We start from the raw sequence: 22,523 nt of genomic DNA on the forward strand, positions 1-22,523 counted from the left end.
TGCGAAAAAGCGAGCTTGCGCTCGCTTTTTCTATTGAATTACGGTGTCACTCCAAGCCCTAAGGCTATCAGAGTAAGCTAGTATTCAAACATTGCTGAGATAGACTCTTCGTTACTGATACGACGAATTGTCTCAGCCAGCATTTCAGACAACGTTAACTGCTTCACTTTACCCATCTTACGCATTTCGGCGCTCAATGGGATAGAGTCTGTAACCACAATTTCGTCTATCACTGAATCGCGCAGGTTGGTTACCGCGTTTCCCGAGAATATAGCGTGAGTGGCGTAAGCGTAAACCTTGCGCGCACCATGGGCTTTTAGCGCCTCTGCCGCCTTTGCAAGCGTGCCGCCAGTATCAATCATATCATCTACAATGATACAGTCGCGGTCTTTAACATCACCAATAATGTTCATTACTTGAGCAACGTTCGCTTTCGGGCGGCGTTTATCAATAATGGCTAAGTCGGTATCGTTAAGCAGTTTTGCTGTTGCACGGGCTCTTACTACACCGCCAATATCCGGAGATACTACAACGGGATCAGCAAAATCTCGTCTTACCATGTCAGCAAGTAAAATAGGTGTACCAAAAGCATTATCCACTGGCACATCAAAGAAACCTTGAATCTGCTCGGCATGAAGATCGATAGTAAGAACACGATCAACACCCACGTTTGACAAGAAATCTGCCACAACTTTTGCAGTAATAGGTACTCGTGCTGAACGAACTCGACGGTCTTGACGAGCGTAACCAAAGTAGGGAATAACCGCAGTAATACGGCCTGCTGATGCGCGGCGCAGTGCGTCGATCATCACAATCAGTTCCATCAGGTTATCGTTGGTTGGGGCGCACGTAGACTGAATAATAAAAACGTCCGAACCACGGACGTTTTCATGAATTTCTACGCTAATCTCACCGTCGCTGAAACGACCAACTTTGGCATTTCCGAGCTTGGTGTAAAGACGGTCGGCGACTTTCTGGGCAAGTTCTGGTACGGCATTACCTGCAAAGAGCTTCATATCTGGCACAAGTGATTTCCTCAGTGCGTTGATAAAAGAGGTTTGGCTGGGGTAGCAGGACTCGAACCTACGAATGGCGGGATCAAAACCCGCTGCCTTACCAACTTGGCTATACCCCAATTTTTAAGTTCTGTCCGATGTGGCGTTCACGCTATCTGTATTGTTCTATTTTATTCAATAGTGGTGAGGTATTTACGCCCTTTGCAACAAACCCTTGCCAAGCGTTAGGCAATTTGGCCATAACGTGCTCTGCTGAAGTTTTGTCGGAAAAAGTAGCAAATACGCATGCACCTGTGCCCGTCATTCTCGACGGTGCGTAGTGTAACAACCACTGTAATAAATTTGCAACTTCCGGATGGCAATTCGCGACTAATTGCTGACAATCATTGCGAGTTTCTTCAAATTTATAGTCTTTCCATTGAATTGGCGGCGTATTTCTAGGTAAGTCTTGATGCGTAAACACCGCACCCGTACTGACGTGTATCTTAGGGTTTGCAACCAAATACCATTTTTCTTCTTGAGGAGCGGGCATGATGTCCTCACCTATACCGCCAGCAAAGGCGGTTTTACCGCGCACAAAGATAGGTACATCTGCACCAAGCGCTAAGCCGAGTTCTGCCAACTCGTCTTCGTTTAACTCGGTTTTCCACAGGTGATTGAGGGCAACTAGTGCAGTGGCTGCATTTGATGATCCGCCGCCAATCCCGCCGCCCATAGGTAAACGCTTATTAAGAGAGATGCTCACACCGAGTGGTGTTTTCGTTTTAATAGCGAGCAATTTGGCCGCTCGAATGATGAGGTTTTTATGGTCAGGTACCCCTTCAAGAGAAGTCGCCATGGTTATTTTTCCATCACTAGTAATGTCAAAAGCAAGCTCATCACCATAATCGAGCATTTGAAAAAGGCTTTGCAGTTGATGGTAGCCGTTTTCGTAGCGGCCCAGTATGTGTAAAAAGATATTCAGCTTTGCTGGTGATGGCCACCACTGTTGTTGCGCGCTTTTTTTTAGGGCGCTATGCGTTGCAACTTCAGTAGCAGCGTTGTCTTGTGACGAATGAACTATTGTGGACTTAGGCATTAAAGTGTCTTTCATTAAAGGGTCAGCCATTCGTAAATTTTTATTTTTAATTGAATTTGCGGTATCAATGGCGTTTCTGTTTGGGTGAGTGTAATGCTATGAGGAAGCCAAACTTCGTTTTCTTCCCCGCTATTCAAGGCGTTTTCAGTAGTACCTTTACTGACCTCAGCATTTGTCTTAGCGTTATTGGTATTTACTTTGCCGTATTGTCCATATTCTACTGACCAGTTACTGCAACCTATACAACCACTTTCAAGCGTGTTGACGAGGCCTTTGTCGTTAAGGGTGAACGTGTCGTCTTTAAGAGGAAGCCCTTTTACCCAAGAGAGTAGTGGCGCAACAGGAATGACAATGCCGGTGGTTTTGTAGATAAGTAATTCTGGATCGGCATCGTAATGGGTTTGTCCATCAGCTGTCAATGAAGACTGTTTGCTGGTTACATTTAAATCAACGATACGCACACCGAGAAAATTACTTAATCTAAAATCAAAATCACCTGAATCGTTTTTCCAGACCAAATTTAAACTTGTTGCTTCATTGCCTCGTCGAAATGCAATTTTTCCACGCATGTTCCAGTGGTGAATTTCTGCCACTTTTTCTAGTTGAGAAGTGAGGTTGACCGCGCGTTCTGGGCCTTTGGGAACAGTAGTGCAAGCACTTAACAACGCGCCTGTTAAAATGAGTAAAGTAATTGCACGCCACATGGTATGAAGAATTTCCCTGAAAATTAAAGCGAAAACATCGGATATATTATGTGAACACAGTTTCACGAGCACTTTCAATCATTTTGGCTTTTTCGTACAATGCGCGTCCGACGTTGCCAGCATAGAATTTATGACTTTACTTGCCCTTGGCATAAACCACAAGACAGCACCAGTAGCACTTCGCGAAAAAGTGGCTTTTACACCAGACTCTCTGGTGGAAGCGCTTGCGAGCTTAAAAGCTGTGGACGGGGTTGATGAAACTGTCATTGTGTCAACATGCAATCGAACTGAGCTGTACGTAAACACGCAAGACGAAAGCGGTGAAAAGATATTGCAGTGGCTTAGCGACTTCCATCACTTAAATGTGCAAGAGATTGAGAAAAACAGTTATTTGCTCACAAAAGAGGACGCCGTAAAGCACATCATGCGCGTGGCCAGTGGCTTGGACTCGCTGATCCTCGGTGAGCCACAAATTCTCGGCCAAATTAAGCAAGCATTTGGCGATGCCAAACATTCAGGTATGATAAGCAGCGAGTTCGAAAAACTATTTCAGCATACCTTTACTGTGGCCAAACGAGTTCGAAGCGAAACCGACATCGGTGCAAACGCGGTGAGCGTTGCCTACGCTGCGGTTCAGCTAGCGAAACATATTTTTGCTGAATTGCCCAAACGGTCAGTGCTGTTGGTGGGAGCCGGTGAAACTATCGAGTTAGTCGCCCAGCACTTAAAAGAGCAGGGCGTAAAACATTTAGCCGTTGCCAATCGCACGGTGGCAAGAGCTGAAGCGCTGGCACAAAAACTGGATGCCAGCGTGTATACACTGTCTCAAGTGCCTGAACACTTAAAAGAATTTGATATTGTTATTAGTTCAACTGCCAGCCAGCTACCTTTGATAGGGAAAGGTATGGTAGAAAAAGCACTAAAGCAGCGTAAAAATATGCCTATGTTTTTGGTCGACCTCGCTGTACCCAGAGATATTGAGTCTGAAGTGAACGAATTAGGCGATGCCTATCTCTATACGGTTGACGATCTTCAGCATATTGTTCAGAAAAATTTAGAAAACAGAGAACAAGCCGCGTTAGAAGCGCAAAAGCTCATTGATAAGCAAGCCAATGACTACATGACTTGGAAACATTCTCAGCAGTCTATTGATTTGGTAAGGCAATACCGTCAAAAAGGACTACTGCTTCGCGACGACATTGTTGAAAAAGCAAAAGCACAGCTAGAAGAAGGCAAAAGCGCTGACCTTGTGCTAGAGGAAATGGCGTACAAGCTAACCAATACATTGCTGCATCCAACTACATTAGCACTGCGTGAAGCGGCTAAGCATGACGATCCGTCGTTAAGTCGTTGGATGGGACAGGCATTAGATTTATCTGATAATTCTTCAGATAATAATGAATAAGGTAATAAGAAGAATATGAAAGAGTCGGTCGTTAGAAAACTCGAACACCTCGTTGAGCGTTTCGAAGAAGTTCAGGCTTTACTTGGAGATCCTGGCGTTATCGGCAATCAGGACAAGTTTCGCAATTTGTCAAAAGAGTTCAGTCAGTTAGAAGGTGTTGTTGATGGTTTTAATGCCTTTCAGAAAGCGCAAGAGAATCTTGCATCAGCTCAAGAAATGATGAACGAAGATGATGCCGAGATGCGTGAAATGGCACAGGAAGAATACAAAGACGCAAAAGCTGAAATAGAGCGCCTTGAAACTGAGCTTCAATTGTTACTGCTGCCAAAAGATCCTAACGACGACAACAACTGCTTTTTAGAAGTGCGAGCGGGAGCTGGCGGCGATGAAGCGGGTATTTTTGCCGGCGACCTATTTCGTATGTACAGCCGTTACGCTGAAAGCAAAGGGTGGCGCGTAGAATTAATTAACGCCAACGAAAGCGAGCACGGCGGATATAAAGAAGTTGTTGCTAATATTAGTGGCGAAGGCGTGTATGGTAACCTGAAGTTTGAGTCTGGCGGACATCGTGTTCAGCGAGTGCCAGAAACAGAGTCTCAAGGTCGCATTCACACATCGGCGTGCACGGTGGCGATATTACCTGAAATTCCCGAATCTGAAGCCATTGAAATTAACCCGGCTGAATTGCGAATAGACACCTTTCGAGCGTCTGGAGCGGGTGGTCAGCATGTGAACAAAACCGATTCTGCTATCCGCATTACGCATATGCCCACAGGACTTGTGGTTGAGTGCCAAGACGAGCGTTCACAACACAAGAATCGGGCAAAGGCCATGTCGGTGTTACAAGCTCGCCTGAATCAAATTGAACAAGAGAAGCGCGCGGCAGAAGAAGCGTCGACGCGTAAAAGTTTAGTAGGCAGTGGCGACCGTTCAGAGCGCATCAGAACCTACAACTTTCCACAAGGACGAGTAACTGATCACCGAATCAACCTTACTATCTACCGTTTAGATGAAGTTATTGCTGGCGATCTAAATCAATTAATCAATCCTATTTTGCAGGAACATCAAGCCGACTTACTTGCGTCCTTGTCAGACGAATAGTATGCGTATTGACGAAGCCCTCTCATGGGCTATTGCGTTGTTAGAGGGGGGAGAATCACCCTCTGTCGACGCGAGAGTACTGCTCGCGAATATTCTCAACGTAAGCCAAACCTATTTGTTTACTTGGCCAGACAAAGCCCTTGATGGCGACACATTTAGCGCGTTTAAAACGGCGGTGGAGCGCCGGCGTCTTGGTGAACCCGTAGCCTACATTACTGGCGAACGAGAGTTTTGGACGCTTAAGCTAGCAACATCTCCCCATACCCTTATACCGAGACCTGATACAGAAGTGCTGGTAGAGCAGGTGCTCAAGCACATACCTAATAAGATTAATGACCAAGCGAGCTCTTCTTTTTCAATTTGTGATTTAGGAACAGGTACTGGGGCTATTGCATTGGCGCTGGCATCGGAGCTTCCCCACATACATGTTACTGGGATTGATGTTAAGGCTCAGGCCGTTGCGCTAGCCAAACAGAATGCGGTAAACAATGGCATAGAGAACGTCACTTTTTTACAAAGTGATTGGTTTAGTGAACTAAAAGGCAAGCAATTTACTATTATTGTGTCTAATCCGCCCTATATTGAAGATTCCAGTGGTTATCTTTTAGAGGGGGATGTTAGGTTTGAGCCTAAAACCGCTCTTATTTCTGGTGAGGATGGTCTTTGCGACATTCGCCATATTATCAATGTGTCTCAAGGGCATCTTGTAACTGGCGGGTTACTGGTATTTGAGCACGGCTTCAATCAAGGAGCTGCGGTGCGTAAACTTCTTGGCGAAGCCGGCTTTAGTGATACCGAAACGATCAAGGATTACGGTGGAAATGAGAGAGTAACCCTAGGCTGGGCGGGTAAAAGAGCGTCGTTAAAATAATACGCACAATATCAAGTTGTTAAAAACTTTTACACGGGCAGATGAAAGAATGTACAGTAACGATTAACCTCTTCCGGTAGCAATAATAAAAAAATAAAGGAAATGTGCCCGATGAATGACGACTTTCTTTTTGCAGAGGATGAAAAAGATAGCATTACTGAGAATCTTGGCAGTTGGAAGATACTGATCGTTGATGACGAACCAGAAGTGCATACAGTAACAAAATTGGTACTCAGCGACTTTTCTTTAAATGGTAAAACCTTAGAGTTTATGAGTGCCACTAGCGGCGAAGAAGCAAAAGCTGTATTTCGTGAGCATAACGATATCGCAGTGGTATTACTCGATGTGGTTATGGAAACCGACGATGCTGGTTTGCAAGTGGCAAATTACGTTCGCAATGAATTGGATAATCATTTTACTCGTATCATTTTACGAACGGGGCAACCCGGTCAAGCTCCTGAAAAAGACGTCATTATTAATTACGACATCAACGATTATAAGTCTAAAACGGAATTAACAGCCCAAAAGCTCTTCACTGTCATCATTGCGGCATTGCGATCGTACCGCGATATAATGGTGATTGAAGAAAATAGAGCTGGCCTTGAGAAAATCATTGATGCGTCAGTGGACTTGTTTTCGTCACAGTCTTTAGAAAAATTTATGCAGGGTATCATACAGCAGCTAGCATCTATCCTTGGGTGCTCTAAAGACGCCGCTTATATTACAACGGCTGTCGCCACGACATCACGTACTCTCGACGTGGATAATAATAAACTGGACGACGACGAGCTATATGTTTTTGCGGGTAATGGTGAATATTCTTCTAAGGAAGGCTTGCTGCTTAAAAACGCTATTAACGATAAAGAGTATGCGTTGTGCGTGCAGGCGATGCAGGAAAAACAAATAGTATACGCTGAAGATCGTGTTGTGGCTTATTGCAATAGTAAGTCACACAAGGGCGCTTTACTGTATCTTTCTGGGTTGCCTAGAAGGTTATGTGAAAGCGATAAACACCTAATAAAGCGTTTCTCTAACAGTGTTCAGTTAGCTTTCGATAATGTATTAAAAACCGTAGACTTGGAAGGGACACAAAGAGAAATTATTGAGCGTTTGGGACACGCACTGGAGCACGAGTCTAGCGATGCAAACCATATTAAACGTATGTCTGAAATGGCAGGGGTAATGGCTAAGAAGCTGTCTATGCCCGAGCAAGAAATTGATATTTTTAAACTTGCGGTTTCACTCCACGACGTAGGCACGTCACACGTACCTAAAGCCATATTGCATAAAACTACTCCGCTAACAGAAGATGACATTTTTGCTATTCGACAGCATGCTGAGTTTGGCTATCAAATTCTAAAAGACTCTTCTCGCCCCACAATTCAGCTAGCGGCCATTTTAGCCCGTCAGCATCACGAACGATGGGATGGAAAAGGGTATCCAGAAGGCTTAAAGGGCGAGGAAATCGATCAGAAAAGTCGTATTGCAACACTGATTGATGTGTTTGACGCCTTGCTTAATGAACGGCCTTACAAGCCAGCCTGGAGCGTTGAAAAGGTGGTCAATACACTTAAGGAAGAAAGTGGAAGACACTTTGAGCCGACCTTGGTAACTCGCTTACTCGATAATTTACCTGCGTTCCTGGCTATTCAGGCGCAGTATCCTAATAAAAGTATATAACAGGAATATCAACTATGTACATGATGGCGAAACACCTTCACTTGACCGCAGTAGTGTTAAGCATTCTCTTTTTTATTTTTCGATTTGTGTGGGCGCAATTCGATGCCACCGTCTTGGCCAAAAAATGGATAAAAATCTTACCTCATATTATCGATACCGTACTGCTTGGTAGTGCACTGTGGCTATGCGTCATTTTATCCCAATATCCGTTTGTTAATGCATGGCTCACATTTAAACTGTTCGGCGTTGTTCTCTACATCGTGTTTGGTTTGTTTGCTTTGAAAAAAGCAAAAACGGCTGCAGGACGCTGGGGCTTTTTCATTGCAGCGTTGGCTGTGCTTATGGCAACGGCAATGGTTGCGGTTACCAAGCAACCACTTTTCTAGAATTCGTTATTGGAAGTCATAATGTCTGTATCTAAACAAGTAATTCGCGTTGGTAATGTTGACGTTGCTAACCATCTTCCCTTTGTGCTTTTTGGTGGAATGAATGTATTGGAGTCGAGAGACTTAGCAATGCGTATAGCTGAACACTACGTTGAAGTAACGCAAAAGCTACATATTCCCTATGTGTTCAAGGCGTCGTTTGATAAAGCGAATCGTTCTTCTGTTACCTCATACCGCGGCCCAGGTATGGAAGCGGGCCTGCGTATTTTTGAAGAGATTAAATCTACCTTCAATGTTCCGCTCATCACCGACGTACACGAGCCTCATCAAGCCGCACCCGTTGCAGAAGTGGTAGACGTCATTCAGCTACCTGCATTCCTAGCTCGCCAGACCGATTTGGTGGTCGCTATGGCGAAAACCGGTAACGTGATTAACGTTAAAAAGCCTCAGTTTTTAGCACCCCATGAAATGCGCCATATCATAGGTAAGCTCAGTGAAGCAGGTAACGACAAGGTTATTCTGTGCGAACGAGGTAGCAGCTTTGGCTACAACAACTTAGTGGTTGATATGCTGGGTATGGACGCAATGAAAGCCTATGCACCGGTCATATTTGATGCCACCCATGCGCTTCAAATGCCAGGCGGTAGAGCAACATCAGCTGATGGTCGTCGTGCCCAAGCAGCGCAGTTGGCAAGAAGTGGGATGGCGTTAGGTTTAGGCGGTTTGTTTATTGAAGCGCACCCTGATCCTGACGTAGCAAAATGTGACGGGCCATGTGCATTACCACTGTCTAAACTTGAGCCTTACTTGCAACAAATGCAGGCATTGGATGAACTCGTAAAAGGCTTTGACACCTTAGACACAAGTCATTCATGAAAGTCGTTCTTAATTGAAAATATTGTTGGCGGTTAGGTTGATGGTAGGCGTTGTTGGCCAGATTAATCTGAAGCGTTGTCATGGCATGCAGCTAGCATTATTGCGTAATATTTTTTGCTAGATAAAAATAGTGAAATGCTAATGAATCAACACTGATAGCGTATGCCGGTGAATAGCACCGGCATCCGGATCAGGTGTGAAAAGGTTTTATTCGCCGCTAGCTATTTCCGTGGTTTCTTTATCTTTAGACGCTTTTTCTTTCGATAATGCTAACAAGCTTTTGTGCAACGAGATTTGAGTTTCTTCTGTGAGTATTGCCTTAGATTGTCGTTTAACAACAATGTGTGCGTCATTTGCTGGCAATACGTCAGCCATTTTTACATTGGTCATGGCAGTATTGATAAGCGAAGAAAGATTGATCTTTTCTGGTTCTACGTTAGCATTCGCAGCAGTGCTAACAAACGCCATCACAGATACACTTGCGAGAAGTAGTTTTTTCATTTTCACACCTAATAAAAATAATTTAAAAAAATGTTTTTATTTGTTAATTTGTTTAACAAGTAAACACCATAAAACACTGAAATTAAAAGTTGTTTTTAAATTTCGGGTAAATTGTAGTCAGTTATTAGAAAGAGTGAAAACGATTAAAATTATGGCTTGTCATTAGTAAAACTAATGCTATTGTCATCTGCAGACAACATTGGATCAAAAATACGGTATGCATCGACGTCTCCCCCCGCTAAATGCGCTAAAAGCCTTTGAGGCTGCAGCTCGTCATCTGAGTTTTACCAATGCTGCAGATGAACTATTTGTAACCCAAGCAGCGGTGAGCCATCAAATAAAAGCCCTTGAAGAATACTTATCAATGAAGCTATTTCTCAGGCGCAATAGAACGTTGCTTCTCACCGAAGAGGGGCAGGCCTACTTTCTTGAGTTGAAGGATATTTTTAAGCACTTACAAGACGCTACTGAACGACTGCTCGCCAAAGGCAGCAAAGGGGCGATTACGGTTGCAATGCCGCCGAGTTTTGCCAGTCAATGGTTGGTGCCTCGTATTAATAAATTTAGCATGGCGCATCCTGATATCGATGTTCGTATCAAAGCGGTAGATTTCGACGAGGGTTTTTTGGCTGATGATGTTGATGTCGCTATTTACTACGGAAGAGGACGTTGGGCGGGACTGCAAGCCGACCAACTCCATCGAGAGTTTCTCACACCCCTTTGTTCTCCTTTGTTATTTCAGGGGGAAAAGCCGCTTTCAACCCTATCGGATTTACGTCATCACGTATTGCTGCATGATATGAGTCGAGCGGCATGGAAGAACTGGTTAAAGTACGTAGACGTACTTGGAGTGAATGTGAATCATGGGCCTGTTTTTAGCCACTCAATGTTAGTCTTGCAAGCTGCTGCGCTAGGTCAGGGTATTGCGCTGGGCAATACTATACTCGCTCGCCCGGAAATTGAGGCGGGCCGATTGGTAATGCCTTTTGAAGAGCGTGTTGAGAGTAAAGATGCTTTCTATTTGGTATGTGAAGAGGCGCAGGCTGAGCTTGGCAAAATTGCTGCCTTTAGGGAGTGGATCCTCGCCTTAGTAGAAGAAGAGATGGACAATGTATGATATTGAAATAAAACGGGCTGCATCTCCGATAGCGCAATTGATTTTAGGTCATGGCGCTGGAGCAGGTAAAGAGCACGAGTTTATGCAGACCATGTCAGCGCTTTTCGTCGAGCGAAATATCGATGTGGTGTTGTTTAACTTTCCCTACATGCAAACCATAAAAGTAAATGGTAAGCGTCGTCCTCCAGATAAAGCCGATAAGTTGCTTAAGCACTTTCGTGACGTAGTGAAACACATTAAAACTAGCAGTGCTGAAACTAGCTCGGCCAAACAAACCGATGCTGAGAATAAGTACGCTTCACTACCTATATTCATAGGAGGGAAATCCATGGGAGGACGAATGGCAACGATGAGCTTAGAAAATATGCCATCAGTTAAGGGGGCCATTGCCTTTGGTTATCCTTTTCATCCACCAGGAAAACCTGAGAAAACACGGATTGAACATTTAAACGCTATGACAAAGCCGCTACTTATCGTACAGGGTGAAAGAGATACCTTTGGCACAAAAGGCGAGGTCGCGAAATATGCCTTGTGTCCTTCTATCGATATCGCTTTTCTAGCCGATGGCGATCATAGTTTTAAACCGCGAAAAGCCAGTGGCTTTACCCAAGAGGCTCACATGAAAGAGGCTGTGGATATAGCGTGTGATTTTATTATTAAGACGCTAAAAGGGCATGTGGATGACTAGCCCAGAGCAGTATACAAAACCTTACTCACAAGCGGGCACGACCATGGTTAAGGCATATGTCATTATTGGTGCTATAGCTGCCGGTTTAGCGGTGGTACTAGGTGCCTTTGCTGCACATGGGCTTAAAGCGGTATTGTCCCCAAGCGAACTCATCACCTTTGAAACAGGCGTTCGGTATCAAATGTATCACGGTATTGCACTTTTGTGCTTACCAGGCCTTACAGCACTGTTATCTGCTAAATGGGCAAACTGCGTTGCGCTGTGTTTTGTCACTGGTTGTGTTTTGTTTAGCGGCAGCCTTTATGTGTTAGCAATAACTGGCGTTAAATGGTTTGGCCCAATTACTCCCCTAGGCGGTGTGTTTTTTATCGTTGGCTGGATTTTGCTTGTTGTCGCGTTAGTCAAAGGCCACAATTAACAAAAGCTGGGCCTGCTTCGTCAAAACACATGGCAAACCAGTAAAAAGTAACAAGCTAGCAACAGATGAATGCTATTAATAGCTAAGCATTATTAATAGGTGAAAATCAGTAATGGGTAAAAACGAGCAATGAGCAATAAAAGCGTACTGGCGTACTGTCGGCCCGGATATGAAAACGATACCGCCAACGAGATGACAACTCGTTACGGTGAGGTAGGCGTTTACGGTTATCCAGTATCACAAAAGAGCAGCGGCTTCGTTTTGTATCGTCTTTATGATGAGAGTCAATTAGGAGAGGCTGCAAGCCGATTTACGGTAAAGGAAACGGTTTTTCCACGACAGCTTATTGCTGTGTTTGCTTTACTAGAAGGCATAGAAAAAGAAGATCGAGTAGGGCAAATAGTAGAATGTCTCAGAGACGTTGAAAAGCCATTCTCTCGTTTTGGTGCTATCGACGTTGAATATCCTGATACGGAGGACGGTAAAACCCTCGCTAAGTTTTGTAAGAAGTTTACTGTGCCGCTGCGTCAGGCCCTGCGTAAAGCTGATTGGCTCACGGCCAAAGAAAACGTGAGTAAAGCAAAAATACATGTGTTCTTTGCGTCTTTTGAAACCTGTTATATTGGATTTTCGTTGCCGACGCATGCAAGTAAAGATCATTTAGGTATATGCCGCCTGAAATTTCCAAGCGATGCACCTAGTCGCTCAACGCTAAAACTAGAAGATGCGCTGGTTAACATGTTAAGCGCAGATCAGCAAAGTAGGGTGCTGCGCAGCGGTGGGCGGGCAGTGGATCTGGGCGCCTGCCCTGGAGGCTGGACGTATCAGCTTGTTAAACGGGGCATGTATGTAGAGGCTATCGATAACGGTTTAGTGGCTGACACATTAATGCAAACTGGTCTTGTTGAGCACCATGCTGTAGACGGCTTTGCATATAAACCACAATTTGGTCGCGTCGATTTACTTGTGTGTGATATGATAGAGCAACCCGTTCGGGTAGCAAAGTTGATGGGAGACTGGCTGGTAAAACACTGGGCCACACACGCCATATTTAACTTAAAGCTCCCAATGAAACGGCGCTTTGAAACGGTCGAAGAGGCCGTAGCGTCGATAAAGACGCGATTGAACGCATTGGAAGATGGGTTCTCGGTCAAGGTCAGGCATCTCTACCACGATAGAGATGAGGTAACAGTAGCAATAGTTCGCACTTCAAAAGATGAGGTGTGAATTTGTTATTTTAAAAAAAGTATCAGCGGGTTTTAACGTGTTGATATAAAAGCAAAAGAATTAATGGTGGCTTGATTTCTCACTGCCGATTTATCGGTTTGTGCTAAAAAAGGTATAAATTTGGTACAGAAATCCTTATAATCCAGCCGATTTTTTACTCTGAACCAATTGAAAGTGAACTAATGTCAGACTTATCTCTTTACAGAAACATTGGTATTTTCGCCCACGTAGACGCGGGTAAAACTACCACAACAGAACGTATTTTGAAGCTAACTGGTAAAATCCATAAAACCGGTGAGGTTCACGATGGTGAATCGACTACCGACTTCATGGAACAAGAAGCCGAGCGTGGTATTACCATCCAGTCTGCAGCAGTAAGCTGTTTCTGGAAAGACCACCGTTTTAACGTTATCGATACTCCTGGACACGTTGACTTCACCGTTGAAGTTTACCGTTCATTGAAAGTATTAGACGGTGGTATCGGTGTATTCTGTGGTTCTGGTGGTGTTGAGCCGCAATCAGAAACTAACTGGCGTTATGCTAACGAATCAGAAGTAGCACGTATTATCTTCGTGAACAAATTAGACCGTATGGGTGCTGATTTCTTCCGCGTCAAAGAGCAAGTACGTAAAGTACTTGGCGCTGTACCACTGGTTATGACGTTACCTATCGGTATCGAAGATGACTTCATTGGTGTGGTAGACGTGCTAACTAAGCAAGCTTACGTATGGGATGACACAGGTCTTCCTGAAAACTACGAGATTAAAGACGTTCCAGCAGACATGGTTGACCTTGTAGAAGAGTACCATGAACAACTGATTGAAACTGCAGTTGAGCAAGACGACGACTTAATGGAAGCGTATATGGAAGGTGAAATGCCTTCTGTTGAAGACATCAAACGTTGCATCCGTAAAGGTACTCGCGACTTGTCTTTCTTCCCTACATATTGTGGTTCGGCATTCAAAAACAAAGGTGTTCAGCTAGTACTTGACGCTGTTGTTGATTACTTGCCAGCACCAACAGAAGTAGATCCTCAGCCGCTTATGGACGAAGAAGGTAACGAAAACGGAAAACACGCAATCGTATCTGCTGACGAAACATTCAAAGCGTTAGCATTCAAAATAATGGATGACCGTTTTGGTGCACTAACCTTCGTGCGCATTTACTCAGGTAAACTGAACAAGGGCGACACTATCCTTAACTCATTTACGGGTAAAACTGAGCGTGTTGGCCGTATGGTTGAAATGCAGGCTAATGATCGTATTGAATTGTCTAGCGCACAAGCGGGTGACATTATTGCAATCGTTGGTATGAAGAACGTTCAAACTGGTCATACACTGTGTGACCCTAAAGATCCAGTTACCCTAGAGCCAATGGTTTTCCCAACGCCAGTAATCTCGATTGCTGTTCAGCCGAAAGACAAAGGCGGTAATGAGAAAATGGGTATCGCTATTGGTAAGATGGTTGCAGAAGATCCATCGTTCCAAGTTGAAACTGATGAAGATTCTGGTGAAACCATTCTTAAAGGTATGGGTGAGCTTCACCTAGATATTAAAGTAGATATTCTTAAGCGTACTTACGGTGTTGATCTTATCGTTGGTCAGCCTCAGGTTGCTTACCGCGAAACTATCACCAACGAAGTTGAAGATAGCTACACGCACAAGAAGCAGTCTGGTGGTTCTGGTCAGTTTGGTAAAATCGATTACCGCATAAGACCTGGAGAGGCAAACTCAGGTTTTACGTTCAAATCAACGGTTGTTGGCGGTAACGTACCAAAAGAATTCTGGCCTGCAGTTGAGAAAGGCTTCAAGTCAATGATGGACCAAGGTGTTCTTGCTGGATTCCCAGTGCTTGACGTAGAAGTTGAACTTTATGACGGTGGATTCCACGCAGTAGATTCATCTGCTATCGCATTTGAAATTGCAGCGAAAGGCGCATTCCGTCAGTCTATTCCAAAAGCAGGTGCGCAACTTCTTGAGCCAATCATGAAAGTTGACGTGTTTACTCCTGAAGATCACGTTGGTGACGTAATCGGTGACCTTAACCGTCGTCGCGGTATGCTAAGTGACCAAGAAGCTGGTTTAACTGGCGTTCGCATTAAAGCTGATGTACCGCTTTCAGAAATGTTTGGTTACATCGGTTCACTACGTACAATGACTTCAGGTCGTGGTCAGTTCTCTATGGAATTCAGCCACTACTCTGCGTGTCCTCAGAACGTAGCTGATAAAGTTATCGAAGAAGCGAAAGCACGTAAAGCGGCTAAGTAATTAGCGCTTTACCCCCACCGGTTCGCGGTGGCTTCAATGACATCAAAGGCCAGTCATAACGACTGGCTTTTTTGTGTCTTTTTTCTATGCTAATGCGTTTACTTGCGAAGGGATTTCTTGAGAAGATTAAAGTGTTGTTTCATCATTGACGCTATATGGGACTTATCAATATTGGCACCAGCAGAGCCATATACGCTTTCATTGAAAAGTGCAGTCATTGTGTGAAGCAATGCCTTTGTGCCGCTTGGTAAGCTGCTTTCTACTTGCTGAAGATAGTGTTCGGGAGGTAAATGCTGACGCTTAACGCCTGTGTGCTTTTCAACTAAGGCGAGGCCATTTCTATAAATTCGTTGGTATTTGGGTATGTTAGATTGACGTTTGATTGGAAAAAAATACACCAACAAAATGGCACCTACCATACTCAAACTAGCGAGAAAAACAGCGGTCATCTTTTTTGTGGTAATTTGACCCAACAGGTCTTCTAGCAAGTCTTTTTGCTTATTGGCGTCAAAGCCTAAAATCCATTTGCTCCACTGATAGTCCATTTGCCTCATCCAGTTTTGCAGTGTCGTAAATAGCGCACCTTCACTGATGTCGCCTAATAAACCGCTTGTTCTTTTCTCGCCAAATTCGGCTAATGCTTGCTCTAACCCAAAACGTAAGCGAGATGGTGCAACTACGCTTGTTGGATCGTAACGTTGCCACTTACCATCAATGAGTGCTTCAACCCAAGCATGAGCATCGTATTGCCTGACTTGCAGTACGTTGTCATCAAGTTGCTCACCACCTTGATAGCCAGTAACCATTCGAGCTGGAATGCCTGCTGCACGAAGTGCAAAGGTCATGGCACTGGCGTAGTGAGCGCAAAACCCTGCTCTTTCTTCAAATAAGAATGTGTCTATAGAGTCAACGGGCATTGGGTTTGGTTCGAGGGTGTAAGTAAATCCTTGCTGTTTAAAGTAGCTCATTACGGCATTGGCTAATTCTGTGGGCGTTGTATGCTGCTGTTTCAATGCCAAGGCCCACTCTCGAGTTTTCTTATTCGTTGTTGCGGGTAGTAGACTGTTTAATTGGCGCTCGAAATCACCAGCCGCATTATTCACCGTCGCACTTGGCACATAGGTAAAATAGAACGATTTTTTACTCATTAAGGGTGATGATGAGCGCAGCGTGTAGTCAAACTGGGCGTTAACAAAAAGAGTGTTCTTAGTGTTATCGGGTTCAGACAGGGCTAAGGCAAATAACCAGTTTTGTTTGGTTGGCTCAACAATCATTTCATATGCAGTGGACCCGACGGTGTCAGCGCTTAAAAGCTGTGATAATGGCGGTGTTTTTTGCAGGAAAGACAGCTGACGCTCTGCCTGCTTGCGTCTGTCGCTAATGGACCATGTTTTGCCATTAAAATCTTCCATAACTAACGCTCGCCAATAACGCTGTTCTGGTAATGGGATATCATCATTCGATTGAAACGTGGCAGTAAAGGCAAGTTCAGATGATTTTGCCAAAGAGGCAATATCGCCAGGCGTGACGGTATCAGAAAGGCCGGTTTGCTGAGATGTAGAGGTTGGCATCTGCCAAAGGGGAGGCAATTGTGGCATCACCAAAAAGAGCAGTGTAGCAATGGGTATGGCCTGAACTACCAAAATAGTGACAAACTTTGCGCTATTGTTAAAGGGAATCACTGGACCATGATAGTAGGCCAACGCTAGCAGTAAAAAAAGAAGCACTCCAAGATAGCCGATCCAGGCAATCACACTTAGCGCTGAAATAAATCCACAGCCAATGAGAAAAAGGCTCGTACAAAAAAGAAGGTGAAAATCTCGTTTACTGTCTAGCAATATAAGCTTAAGTGCAAAAGCCACTGCCAGTAAGTTGATCATGCTATTGAGTAGCCCTATGGAAAAGCCAAACCAGGTTAGGGCAAAAAGTGATAGCACCGCCAAAAGGTTTATGGTGCGAGAGTGTGGCAGTTGACTACTGTTTGTAAAAACAAGCACCCGCACAACGAACGCGCATATGCCTAGTACTATTACCCACGTCATGAGCTCATCAGTTAGCGTGAACAATAATACGCCGTAGGCAATAGCGAGCATTAAATACGACGTAGAATTGTGGGACAACATGATTGCGTTGGAAGAAGGTGATGGGTTAAAGAGTGCGCCCCGACGTTTAAGAAAAGCTATCATGACCTTGCAGCCTTACTAACGCTGCTAGTCTTTGTAGCACTGTTAGCCTCACTGGCATTGCCAGCGCTGCGGGTATTAGCGGGGTGTATAAAGCCTGAGGCTGAATTGCGAAGACAAGCCAGCGCTTTCAAGCATTGGTGTCTGTGGGTTTCACCGCTCGAAGGCTCTATATCGATAGACTGATATTTCAAACCAAAATGATTACCTTGTTGACTTTGTTCCAATACTTGAAAAGTGAGTAGACTAATGGCGGTTTCTGTTTCCACGTTTGCATCAACAGACAGCAACTGCTTACGATGCACCGGATCTGCAAATTCTTTTACTACCCAGTCTCCACTTTTTGCAACCTGTTTCCACACCACGCGATTAAGTGGTTGGCCTTCTTTGTAGTCGGTTAGACTATGAAAGTCTGAACTACTGTTAGCGGACGTTGTTGCATTACTTGTGTTTTGCTCTGAGAAATCGTCTGAGGCGGTAATCTTGACCACATCACCTTTTAAGGGTTTGGCATACACTACAACCTCTGCACTAAAATCGAGGTGAGTCCAACATTTATAGAGACCAAGCGGAAAGTCACAGGCCAGAGTGAGCCTTGGCAGCGCATACACGCCACGGGCTCTGTGTGTAATAGGAATGAGAAGTCGTTGGGTCACATTGTTAACGCTGCCGTTTTTTGTAGCACCAAGAACAAACGGATATTGTGTATTGTGACCAAACCAGCTGGCCACAATACTTCCTCTACACTGCTTGTTCTGAGTTTCTTTGATCCCGATCTCCGTGCTTCGGTTGCGTTTGCCATCCGGCATATCCTGTTGAACAATCGCTAGATGAAATGTGCCTGACTGATGGCAATGAAAGGGCGCTAACGGCATCGATTTTACCGCTAATCGCGCAAAGTTTTGGTGTGTATAAAACAAGGTAAGCAGCATGATACTCAAAAGAATATAGCTAAGCAGCACCATTAAATTGTTTTGGTAATTCGTACCGAGCAAGAACAAACACAAAGACATAGCGATAAATGCCCATCCAAAGCCAGTGGGCAGAACAAAAATATTGTTCATCGTTAAACGATGCTGAGCAGCGGGCGGAATACGTTTATCCAACCACCTTGTCACTAACGACCGCCAACGATGTGAAAAACGCCGTTTTACAGCTCGCTTTACGGTAGATATCACAACGATAAAACCTTATTAGGCAGCAAGAGGATCAACACTTTCGAGCAACTTCTTACTTAATACATCTAACGATGAATTGTCACCATAGGTTGCGCTTTCGCTGTGTTGTGATGATGAAAGCCGATGGGCCGTTATTGCGGTAAACACAGCCTGAACATCTTCTGGCGTGGCAAAGGCCTTGTTTGAAATAAATGCCCATGCTTTTGCACCTTGCAATAGGGCGCGGCTAGCTCTTGGCGAGAGCGGATTAGGGTACGCCCCGCTGCTGCGACTCTCATTGACCAGCATAAGAATATAATGAATAAGCGCATCGCTGGCGTGTATGTTGTTCACTTCTTGCTGCATGGTTTTTAAGCGTGTTTCATCAATGATCTGCTGTAGCGGTGCCGATGAGTTTGTTTGTTTTAGCATTGCTTTTTCGGCATCCCACTGAGGATAACCAAGAGAAATTCGCATAAAAAATCTATCGAGCTGTGATTCTGGTAGTGGGTAGGTGCCCGATTGTGAACTGGGGTTCTGTGTAGCAATAACAAAAAACGGCGATGGCAGCGAGTGAGTAGTTCCATCAATACTAACCTGACGCTCTTCCATCGCCTCTAGCAGCGCACTTTGCGTTTTAGGGCTAGCCCTATTAAGTTCATCGGCAAGAACAACTTGACTAAAAATAGGCCCGTGACGAAACGAAAACTGTTTGTCAGTATTGGTTTCGCCGCTGTGAAAAATGTTAACGCCAAGCATATCTGAGGGGAGTAGGTCTGAGGTAAATTGAATGCGTGAATACTGTAAACCAAACACCTGAGATAGCGCATGTGATAACGTGGTTTTACCCATTCCCGGCAAATCTTCGATAAGCAAATGCCCGTTTGATAGCAAGCAAGTAAGCGCAAGCTTAAGCTGATGTTCTTTGCCGAGAACCTTCTCTCCTAAAGCATACAAAATTTTTTCAATATCTGAACGCATAACGTGTCACTATTTGTTGATTATAGAATGTAAAGTGCGCCTGTGCGTTGCAAATGCAAAGCCCATCAATTTATTTTTACGGCTTTTTATTCATTTAAGCGCAGTGATAAGTTTCTTTAGTCATCATAGTAGCAATGTAGTGTAAAAGCTTTCTGCTGTGCTTTAATACCCAGGTATATTCTCTAATTACACAATCGCTTATCAATAAGCGCAAAACAAGTGTCATTTTGTGCTGCGTAGTCAATCTGGGTTGTCTATAATGGTGCATCTAAAAAAGGAAGCAGTTATGAAAAGCATTGAAATAGATGAGGATTTATATGCCTTTATCGCCAGTCAAACAAAGCATATTGGTGAAAGTGCATCACAAATTTTAAGACGGTTACTGTTGCCTGAGGATGGCGAGATACTGCATGCTGAAAAAACAGCTTCTGACGCTCCAAGTTTAACCGTTGTGCCCACTAGCAGTAAGTCTGCTGGTAATACTGGGTCTCAGAGTCGAGTTTCTGCAAATAACGGGGTGTCGAAAGAAAATCAGTCGCAGCAGACCAACGCGAGCAATTCAGAAGAAAAAACGTCTCCAGTGACAGCATCGTCTAACGCATCAAAAAGCAGTGGCGAAGCAAAATCGAAGCCTTCGGTAAAAGCCGCAGCCAAGCCCGCTGTCACAAAAGCATCAGTTCCAAAAGAGACAGCAGCAAAAATTGCTGAAAATAATCAAACCAGTACCAATAGTCAGACACAAAATACAGCTGCCGCGAGTGCCGACAATTCATCTCACGATAAAAACGATATTTTAGACTTAGTGTCTACGAGTGCATTATCGACATTTACCAAGCGGGTAGATCAGTTTTTGTTCGTTTTAAGTGCAGCGCACAAACTTAATGCAGACAGCTTCGAGCGTGTTGAATCAATTAAAGGCAAAAACCGAACGTATTTTGCAACGAGTAAAGAGGCACTGCTAGAAAACGGAAGCAGCACCAACCCTAAGGCCATTCCGGATAGCGCCTATTGGGTGGTGACTAACAATAATACTGCAAAAAAAGTCAGTATGTTGGAACAGGTTTTGCGTCAATTGGGCTATAGCCCAGAAGTTATTTCAAGCGTTGTTGCGCGATTCTCCTCTGAAGGCAAATAATCGACTCTATTTCACAAAGGACTCATTCATGGCACTACATCCTCAAGCTGGACAACCTGCGGCGAAAGAGCAGCTTATAAACGTTGCAGAACTTGTTAGTCAGTACTACAGCTACAAACCCAATATTCGTGATGAGGGGCACGCTGTGTCGTTTGGTACGTCGGGCCACAGAGGTACAGCCTCTAACTGCACGTTCACAGACACTCATATAAGTGCAATTTGCCAAGCGTTGGTGGAGTACAGGCAGCAAGAGGGTATAGCAGGGCCGTTATACATAGGGAAAGATACCCATGCGCTATCGGAACCCGCCATGATTACCGCAATAGAAGTGCTATGTGCGAACGGGGTAGACGTTGTTATTCAGCGCAGCGATAACGAAAGTTTAGGCTTCACGCCAACACCGGTTATTTCACGAACCATCATTCGTTATAACAGAGAGAATGTGGAGCAAAAAGCAGACGGAGTTGTTATTACTCCGTCTCATAATCCACCATCAGACGGAGGGTTTAAGTATAACCCTCCACATGGCGGGCCGGCAGATAGCGATGTCACTAAGCAAATTCAAGACAGAGCGAATACCTTTATTGCCGACGGTAATAAAGACGTCAAAAGAATTGATATTCTTCAAGCTCGCAAGCGCAAACTCGTGCGTGAAGAAGATTTTATGGAACCCTATATCGACGACCTAGCCAAGGTTATCGATATGGAGGCGATTGCAAAAGCTAATTTAACACTAGGTACCGATCCACTTGGCGGCGCTGGGGTAGGCTACTGGTCGCGTATCAGTGAGAAATACGGTATTACCATTAAGGTAGTCAATGACAACGTAGACCCTCAGTTTGGGTTTATGCGCAGAGATAAAGACGGCAAGCTGCGAATGGATTGTTCGTCGGCCTATGCAATGGCGGGGCTTATAGAGCTTAAAGACAACTTTGACCTTGCATGGGGCAATGATCCAGATTTCGACAGACATGGCATTGTGTGCAAGAGCGTTGGGCTTATGAATCCTAATCACTATCTAGCGGTAGCCATCAACTATCTATACACCTATCGCACCGAGTGGCCAAAAACACTGAAAATCGGTAAGACGCTGGTTTCAAGCAGTATGATAGACCGCGTAGCGAAAAGCCTTGGAAAACCCTTAGCGGAAATGCCTGTTGGTTTTAAATGGTTTGTAGGCGGACTGGCTAATAGCGAAATAGGCTTTGCGGGCGAAGAAAGCGCTGGCGGTATTTTTTTGGAAAGAAATGGTGATACTTGGGCTACCGACAAAGATGGTTTCATACTGTGCCTGCTTGCTGCTGAAATTTTAGCGGTAACTGGGAAAGATCCAGGAGAACACTATATTGCGCTGACTGAGAAGTTTGCCTCTCCTGTCTATAATCGCGTAGACGTCGCTGCGACCTTAGAACAAAAACAGAAACTCTCAGCAATGGATGCCTCTGTAGTGACTAGCGATATGTTGGCCGGTGAGCGGATCACTGCAATACAAACCCATGCGCCTGGCAACAATGCAGCGATAGGTGGCGTAAAGGTATCGACTGAAAATGGATGGTTTGCAGCACGCCCATCGGGCACAGAGCAAATATATAAGATTTATGCTGAAAGCTTCAAAGGTGAAACTCACTTACAGAATTTGATTAAAGAAGCAGAAGCGCTTGTGGGAAGCATAATTAGCTAGCGTTCAATAAGTGCACAGTAATCGCTTTATTTTGTAATTAAAATGTTAAAA

20 protein-coding genes and 1 tRNA gene are annotated in these 22,523 nt (G+C 44.5%); 13 read left to right on the forward strand and 8 right to left on the reverse strand.

The window, feature by feature from the left end:
• Positions 1–77 precede the first annotated feature (77 nt).
• The 4 genes from ACOJR9_RS07420 to lolB all read right to left on the reverse strand — a co-directional run bounded on the left by ACOJR9_RS07420 (position 78) and on the right by lolB (position 2,798).
• A complete protein-coding gene (locus ACOJR9_RS07420; RefSeq protein WP_420936085.1) occupies positions 78–1,016 on the reverse strand; it encodes a ribose-phosphate pyrophosphokinase in 939 nt (312 codons plus the stop codon).
• A 43-nt stretch (positions 1,017–1,059) separates the two neighbouring features.
• Positions 1,060–1,135 (reverse strand) — tRNA-Gln (locus tag ACOJR9_RS07425).
• 32 nt (positions 1,136–1,167) lie between these two features.
• On the reverse strand, positions 1,168–2,094 hold the full coding sequence (gene ispE, locus ACOJR9_RS07430; protein ID WP_420935663.1) for a 4-(cytidine 5'-diphospho)-2-C-methyl-D-erythritol kinase: 927 nt from the start codon (positions 2,092–2,094) through the stop codon (positions 1,168–1,170).
• A 14-nt stretch (positions 2,095–2,108) separates the two neighbouring features.
• On the reverse strand, positions 2,109–2,798 hold the full coding sequence (gene lolB, locus ACOJR9_RS07435) for a lipoprotein insertase outer membrane protein LolB (protein WP_420935664.1): 690 nt from the start codon (positions 2,796–2,798) through the stop codon (positions 2,109–2,111).
• Positions 2,799–2,928: 130 nt separating this feature from the next.
• Between lolB and hemA the strand changes: the two genes are divergently transcribed.
• The 6 genes from hemA (at position 2,929) to kdsA (ending at position 9,117) form a co-directional block, all read left to right on the forward strand.
• Positions 2,929–4,203 (forward strand): glutamyl-tRNA reductase, encoded by a 1,275-nt coding sequence (hemA, locus tag ACOJR9_RS07440; protein WP_420935665.1) that lies wholly within the window; start codon positions 2,929–2,931, stop codon positions 4,201–4,203.
• Between the two features lie 15 nt (positions 4,204–4,218).
• On the forward strand, positions 4,219–5,304 hold the full coding sequence (prfA, locus tag ACOJR9_RS07445; protein WP_420935666.1) for a peptide chain release factor 1: 1,086 nt from the start codon (positions 4,219–4,221) through the stop codon (positions 5,302–5,304).
• 1 nt (position 5,305) lies between these two features.
• Positions 5,306–6,175, forward strand: a complete 870-nt coding sequence (prmC, locus tag ACOJR9_RS07450; protein ID WP_420935667.1) for a peptide chain release factor N(5)-glutamine methyltransferase — start codon at positions 5,306–5,308, stop codon at positions 6,173–6,175.
• Positions 6,176–6,286: 111 nt separating this feature from the next.
• Positions 6,287–7,855 carry a DUF3369 domain-containing protein gene (locus tag ACOJR9_RS07455; protein ID WP_420935668.1) on the forward strand — a complete coding sequence of 523 codons (1,569 nt, stop codon included), beginning with the start codon at positions 6,287–6,289 and terminating at the stop codon, positions 7,853–7,855.
• 14 nt (positions 7,856–7,869) lie between these two features.
• Positions 7,870–8,241 carry a SirB2 family protein gene (locus ACOJR9_RS07460; protein WP_420935669.1) on the forward strand — a complete coding sequence of 124 codons (372 nt, stop codon included), beginning with the start codon at positions 7,870–7,872 and terminating at the stop codon, positions 8,239–8,241.
• Between the two features lie 21 nt (positions 8,242–8,262).
• Complete coding sequence (gene kdsA / locus ACOJR9_RS07465; RefSeq protein ID WP_420935670.1) at positions 8,263–9,117, forward strand: 3-deoxy-8-phosphooctulonate synthase; 855 nt, start codon at positions 8,263–8,265, stop codon at positions 9,115–9,117.
• Between the two features lie 207 nt (positions 9,118–9,324).
• On the opposite strand, the gene ACOJR9_RS07470 is transcribed toward kdsA, so the two are convergent.
• Positions 9,325–9,618 carry a hypothetical protein gene (locus ACOJR9_RS07470; RefSeq protein WP_420935671.1) on the reverse strand — a complete coding sequence of 98 codons (294 nt, stop codon included), beginning with the start codon at positions 9,616–9,618 and terminating at the stop codon, positions 9,325–9,327.
• Between the two features lie 217 nt (positions 9,619–9,835).
• Between ACOJR9_RS07470 and ACOJR9_RS07475 the strand changes: the two genes are divergently transcribed.
• The 5 genes from ACOJR9_RS07475 (at position 9,836) to fusA (ending at position 15,335) form a co-directional block, all read left to right on the forward strand.
• Positions 9,836–10,735, forward strand: coding sequence for a transcriptional regulator GcvA (locus tag ACOJR9_RS07475; protein WP_420935672.1), 900 nt, complete (start codon positions 9,836–9,838; stop codon positions 10,733–10,735).
• Positions 10,728–11,423 (forward strand): alpha/beta family hydrolase, encoded by a 696-nt coding sequence (locus ACOJR9_RS07480; protein ID WP_420935673.1) that lies wholly within the window; start codon positions 10,728–10,730, stop codon positions 11,421–11,423. Before ACOJR9_RS07475 ends, ACOJR9_RS07480 begins: the two co-directional genes overlap by 8 nt.
• Positions 11,424–11,466: 43 nt before the next feature.
• Positions 11,467–11,841: a DUF423 domain-containing protein gene (locus tag ACOJR9_RS07485; protein ID WP_420936086.1), complete on the forward strand. Its 375-nt coding sequence runs from the start codon at positions 11,467–11,469 to the stop codon at positions 11,839–11,841.
• A 129-nt stretch (positions 11,842–11,970) separates the two neighbouring features.
• The gene (rlmM, locus tag ACOJR9_RS07490) at positions 11,971–13,068 is read left to right on the forward strand and encodes a 23S rRNA (cytidine(2498)-2'-O)-methyltransferase RlmM (protein ID WP_420935674.1); all 1,098 of its coding nucleotides are present in this window, start codon (positions 11,971–11,973) and stop codon (positions 13,066–13,068) included.
• 182 nt (positions 13,069–13,250) lie between these two features.
• Complete coding sequence (fusA, locus tag ACOJR9_RS07495) at positions 13,251–15,335, forward strand: elongation factor G (protein ID WP_420935675.1); 2,085 nt, start codon at positions 13,251–13,253, stop codon at positions 15,333–15,335.
• Between the two features lie 98 nt (positions 15,336–15,433).
• Here the strand turns inward: fusA and ACOJR9_RS07500 are convergent, their stop codons facing one another.
• The 3 genes from ACOJR9_RS07500 to ACOJR9_RS07510 form a co-directional block, all read right to left on the reverse strand.
• Entirely contained in the window at positions 15,434–17,521 is a 2,088-nt protein-coding gene (locus tag ACOJR9_RS07500) for a transglutaminaseTgpA domain-containing protein (protein WP_420935676.1), read from the reverse strand.
• Positions 17,518–18,636, reverse strand: a complete 1,119-nt coding sequence (locus ACOJR9_RS07505; protein ID WP_420935677.1) for a DUF58 domain-containing protein — start codon at positions 18,634–18,636, stop codon at positions 17,518–17,520. The genes ACOJR9_RS07500 and ACOJR9_RS07505 overlap by 4 nt, the downstream gene beginning before the upstream one ends.
• 75 nt (positions 18,637–18,711) lie before the next feature.
• A complete protein-coding gene (locus ACOJR9_RS07510; RefSeq protein WP_420935678.1) occupies positions 18,712–19,656 on the reverse strand; it encodes an AAA family ATPase in 945 nt (314 codons plus the stop codon).
• A 286-nt stretch (positions 19,657–19,942) separates the two neighbouring features.
• Here ACOJR9_RS07510 and ACOJR9_RS07515 point away from each other — a divergent pair, with 286 nt between their 5' ends.
• Together ACOJR9_RS07515 and pgm are read left to right on the forward strand one after the other, a co-directional pair.
• Positions 19,943–20,791: a SeqA protein gene (locus tag ACOJR9_RS07515; RefSeq protein WP_420935679.1), complete on the forward strand. Its 849-nt coding sequence runs from the start codon at positions 19,943–19,945 to the stop codon at positions 20,789–20,791.
• A gap of 28 nt (positions 20,792–20,819) precedes the next feature.
• On the forward strand, positions 20,820–22,472 hold the full coding sequence (gene pgm, locus ACOJR9_RS07520; RefSeq protein WP_420935680.1) for a phosphoglucomutase (alpha-D-glucose-1,6-bisphosphate-dependent): 1,653 nt from the start codon (positions 20,820–20,822) through the stop codon (positions 22,470–22,472).
• The last annotated feature ends 51 nt before the right edge of the window (positions 22,473–22,523 follow it).

This window comes from Alteromonas ulvae (assembly GCF_048987005.1).
In the GTDB taxonomy this organism is placed as follows: domain Bacteria; phylum Pseudomonadota; class Gammaproteobacteria; order Enterobacterales; family Alteromonadaceae; genus Alteromonas.

Excerpts from the sequence above, each read along its gene's own strand:
- ACOJR9_RS07420 (WP_420936085.1), bottom strand. The coding sequence starts at position 1,016 with ATGAAGCTCTTTGCAGGTAATGCCGTACCAGAACTTGCCCAGAAAGTC.
- ispE (WP_420935663.1), bottom strand. The coding sequence starts at position 2,094 with ATGCCTAAGTCCACAATAGTTCATTCGTCACAAGACAACGCTGCTACT.
- lolB (WP_420935664.1), bottom strand. The coding sequence starts at position 2,798 with ATGTGGCGTGCAATTACTTTACTCATTTTAACAGGCGCGTTGTTAAGT.
- hemA (WP_420935665.1), top strand. The coding sequence starts at position 2,929 with ATGACTTTACTTGCCCTTGGCATAAACCACAAGACAGCACCAGTAGCA.
- prfA (WP_420935666.1), top strand. The coding sequence starts at position 4,219 with ATGAAAGAGTCGGTCGTTAGAAAACTCGAACACCTCGTTGAGCGTTTC.
- prmC (WP_420935667.1), top strand. The coding sequence starts at position 5,306 with ATGCGTATTGACGAAGCCCTCTCATGGGCTATTGCGTTGTTAGAGGGG.
- ACOJR9_RS07455 (WP_420935668.1), top strand. The coding sequence starts at position 6,287 with ATGAATGACGACTTTCTTTTTGCAGAGGATGAAAAAGATAGCATTACT.
- ACOJR9_RS07460 (WP_420935669.1), top strand. The coding sequence starts at position 7,870 with ATGTACATGATGGCGAAACACCTTCACTTGACCGCAGTAGTGTTAAGC.
- kdsA (WP_420935670.1), top strand. The coding sequence starts at position 8,263 with ATGTCTGTATCTAAACAAGTAATTCGCGTTGGTAATGTTGACGTTGCT.
- ACOJR9_RS07470 (WP_420935671.1), bottom strand. The coding sequence starts at position 9,618 with ATGAAAAAACTACTTCTCGCAAGTGTATCTGTGATGGCGTTTGTTAGC.
- ACOJR9_RS07475 (WP_420935672.1), top strand. The coding sequence starts at position 9,836 with ATGCATCGACGTCTCCCCCCGCTAAATGCGCTAAAAGCCTTTGAGGCT.
- ACOJR9_RS07480 (WP_420935673.1), top strand. The coding sequence starts at position 10,728 with ATGTATGATATTGAAATAAAACGGGCTGCATCTCCGATAGCGCAATTG.
- ACOJR9_RS07485 (WP_420936086.1), top strand. The coding sequence starts at position 11,467 with ATGGTTAAGGCATATGTCATTATTGGTGCTATAGCTGCCGGTTTAGCG.
- rlmM (WP_420935674.1), top strand. The coding sequence starts at position 11,971 with ATGAGCAATAAAAGCGTACTGGCGTACTGTCGGCCCGGATATGAAAAC.
- fusA (WP_420935675.1), top strand. The coding sequence starts at position 13,251 with ATGTCAGACTTATCTCTTTACAGAAACATTGGTATTTTCGCCCACGTA.
- ACOJR9_RS07500 (WP_420935676.1), bottom strand. The coding sequence starts at position 17,521 with ATGATAGCTTTTCTTAAACGTCGGGGCGCACTCTTTAACCCATCACCT.
- ACOJR9_RS07510 (WP_420935678.1), bottom strand. The coding sequence starts at position 19,656 with ATGCGTTCAGATATTGAAAAAATTTTGTATGCTTTAGGAGAGAAGGTT.
- ACOJR9_RS07515 (WP_420935679.1), top strand. The coding sequence starts at position 19,943 with ATGAAAAGCATTGAAATAGATGAGGATTTATATGCCTTTATCGCCAGT.
- pgm (WP_420935680.1), top strand. The coding sequence starts at position 20,820 with ATGGCACTACATCCTCAAGCTGGACAACCTGCGGCGAAAGAGCAGCTT.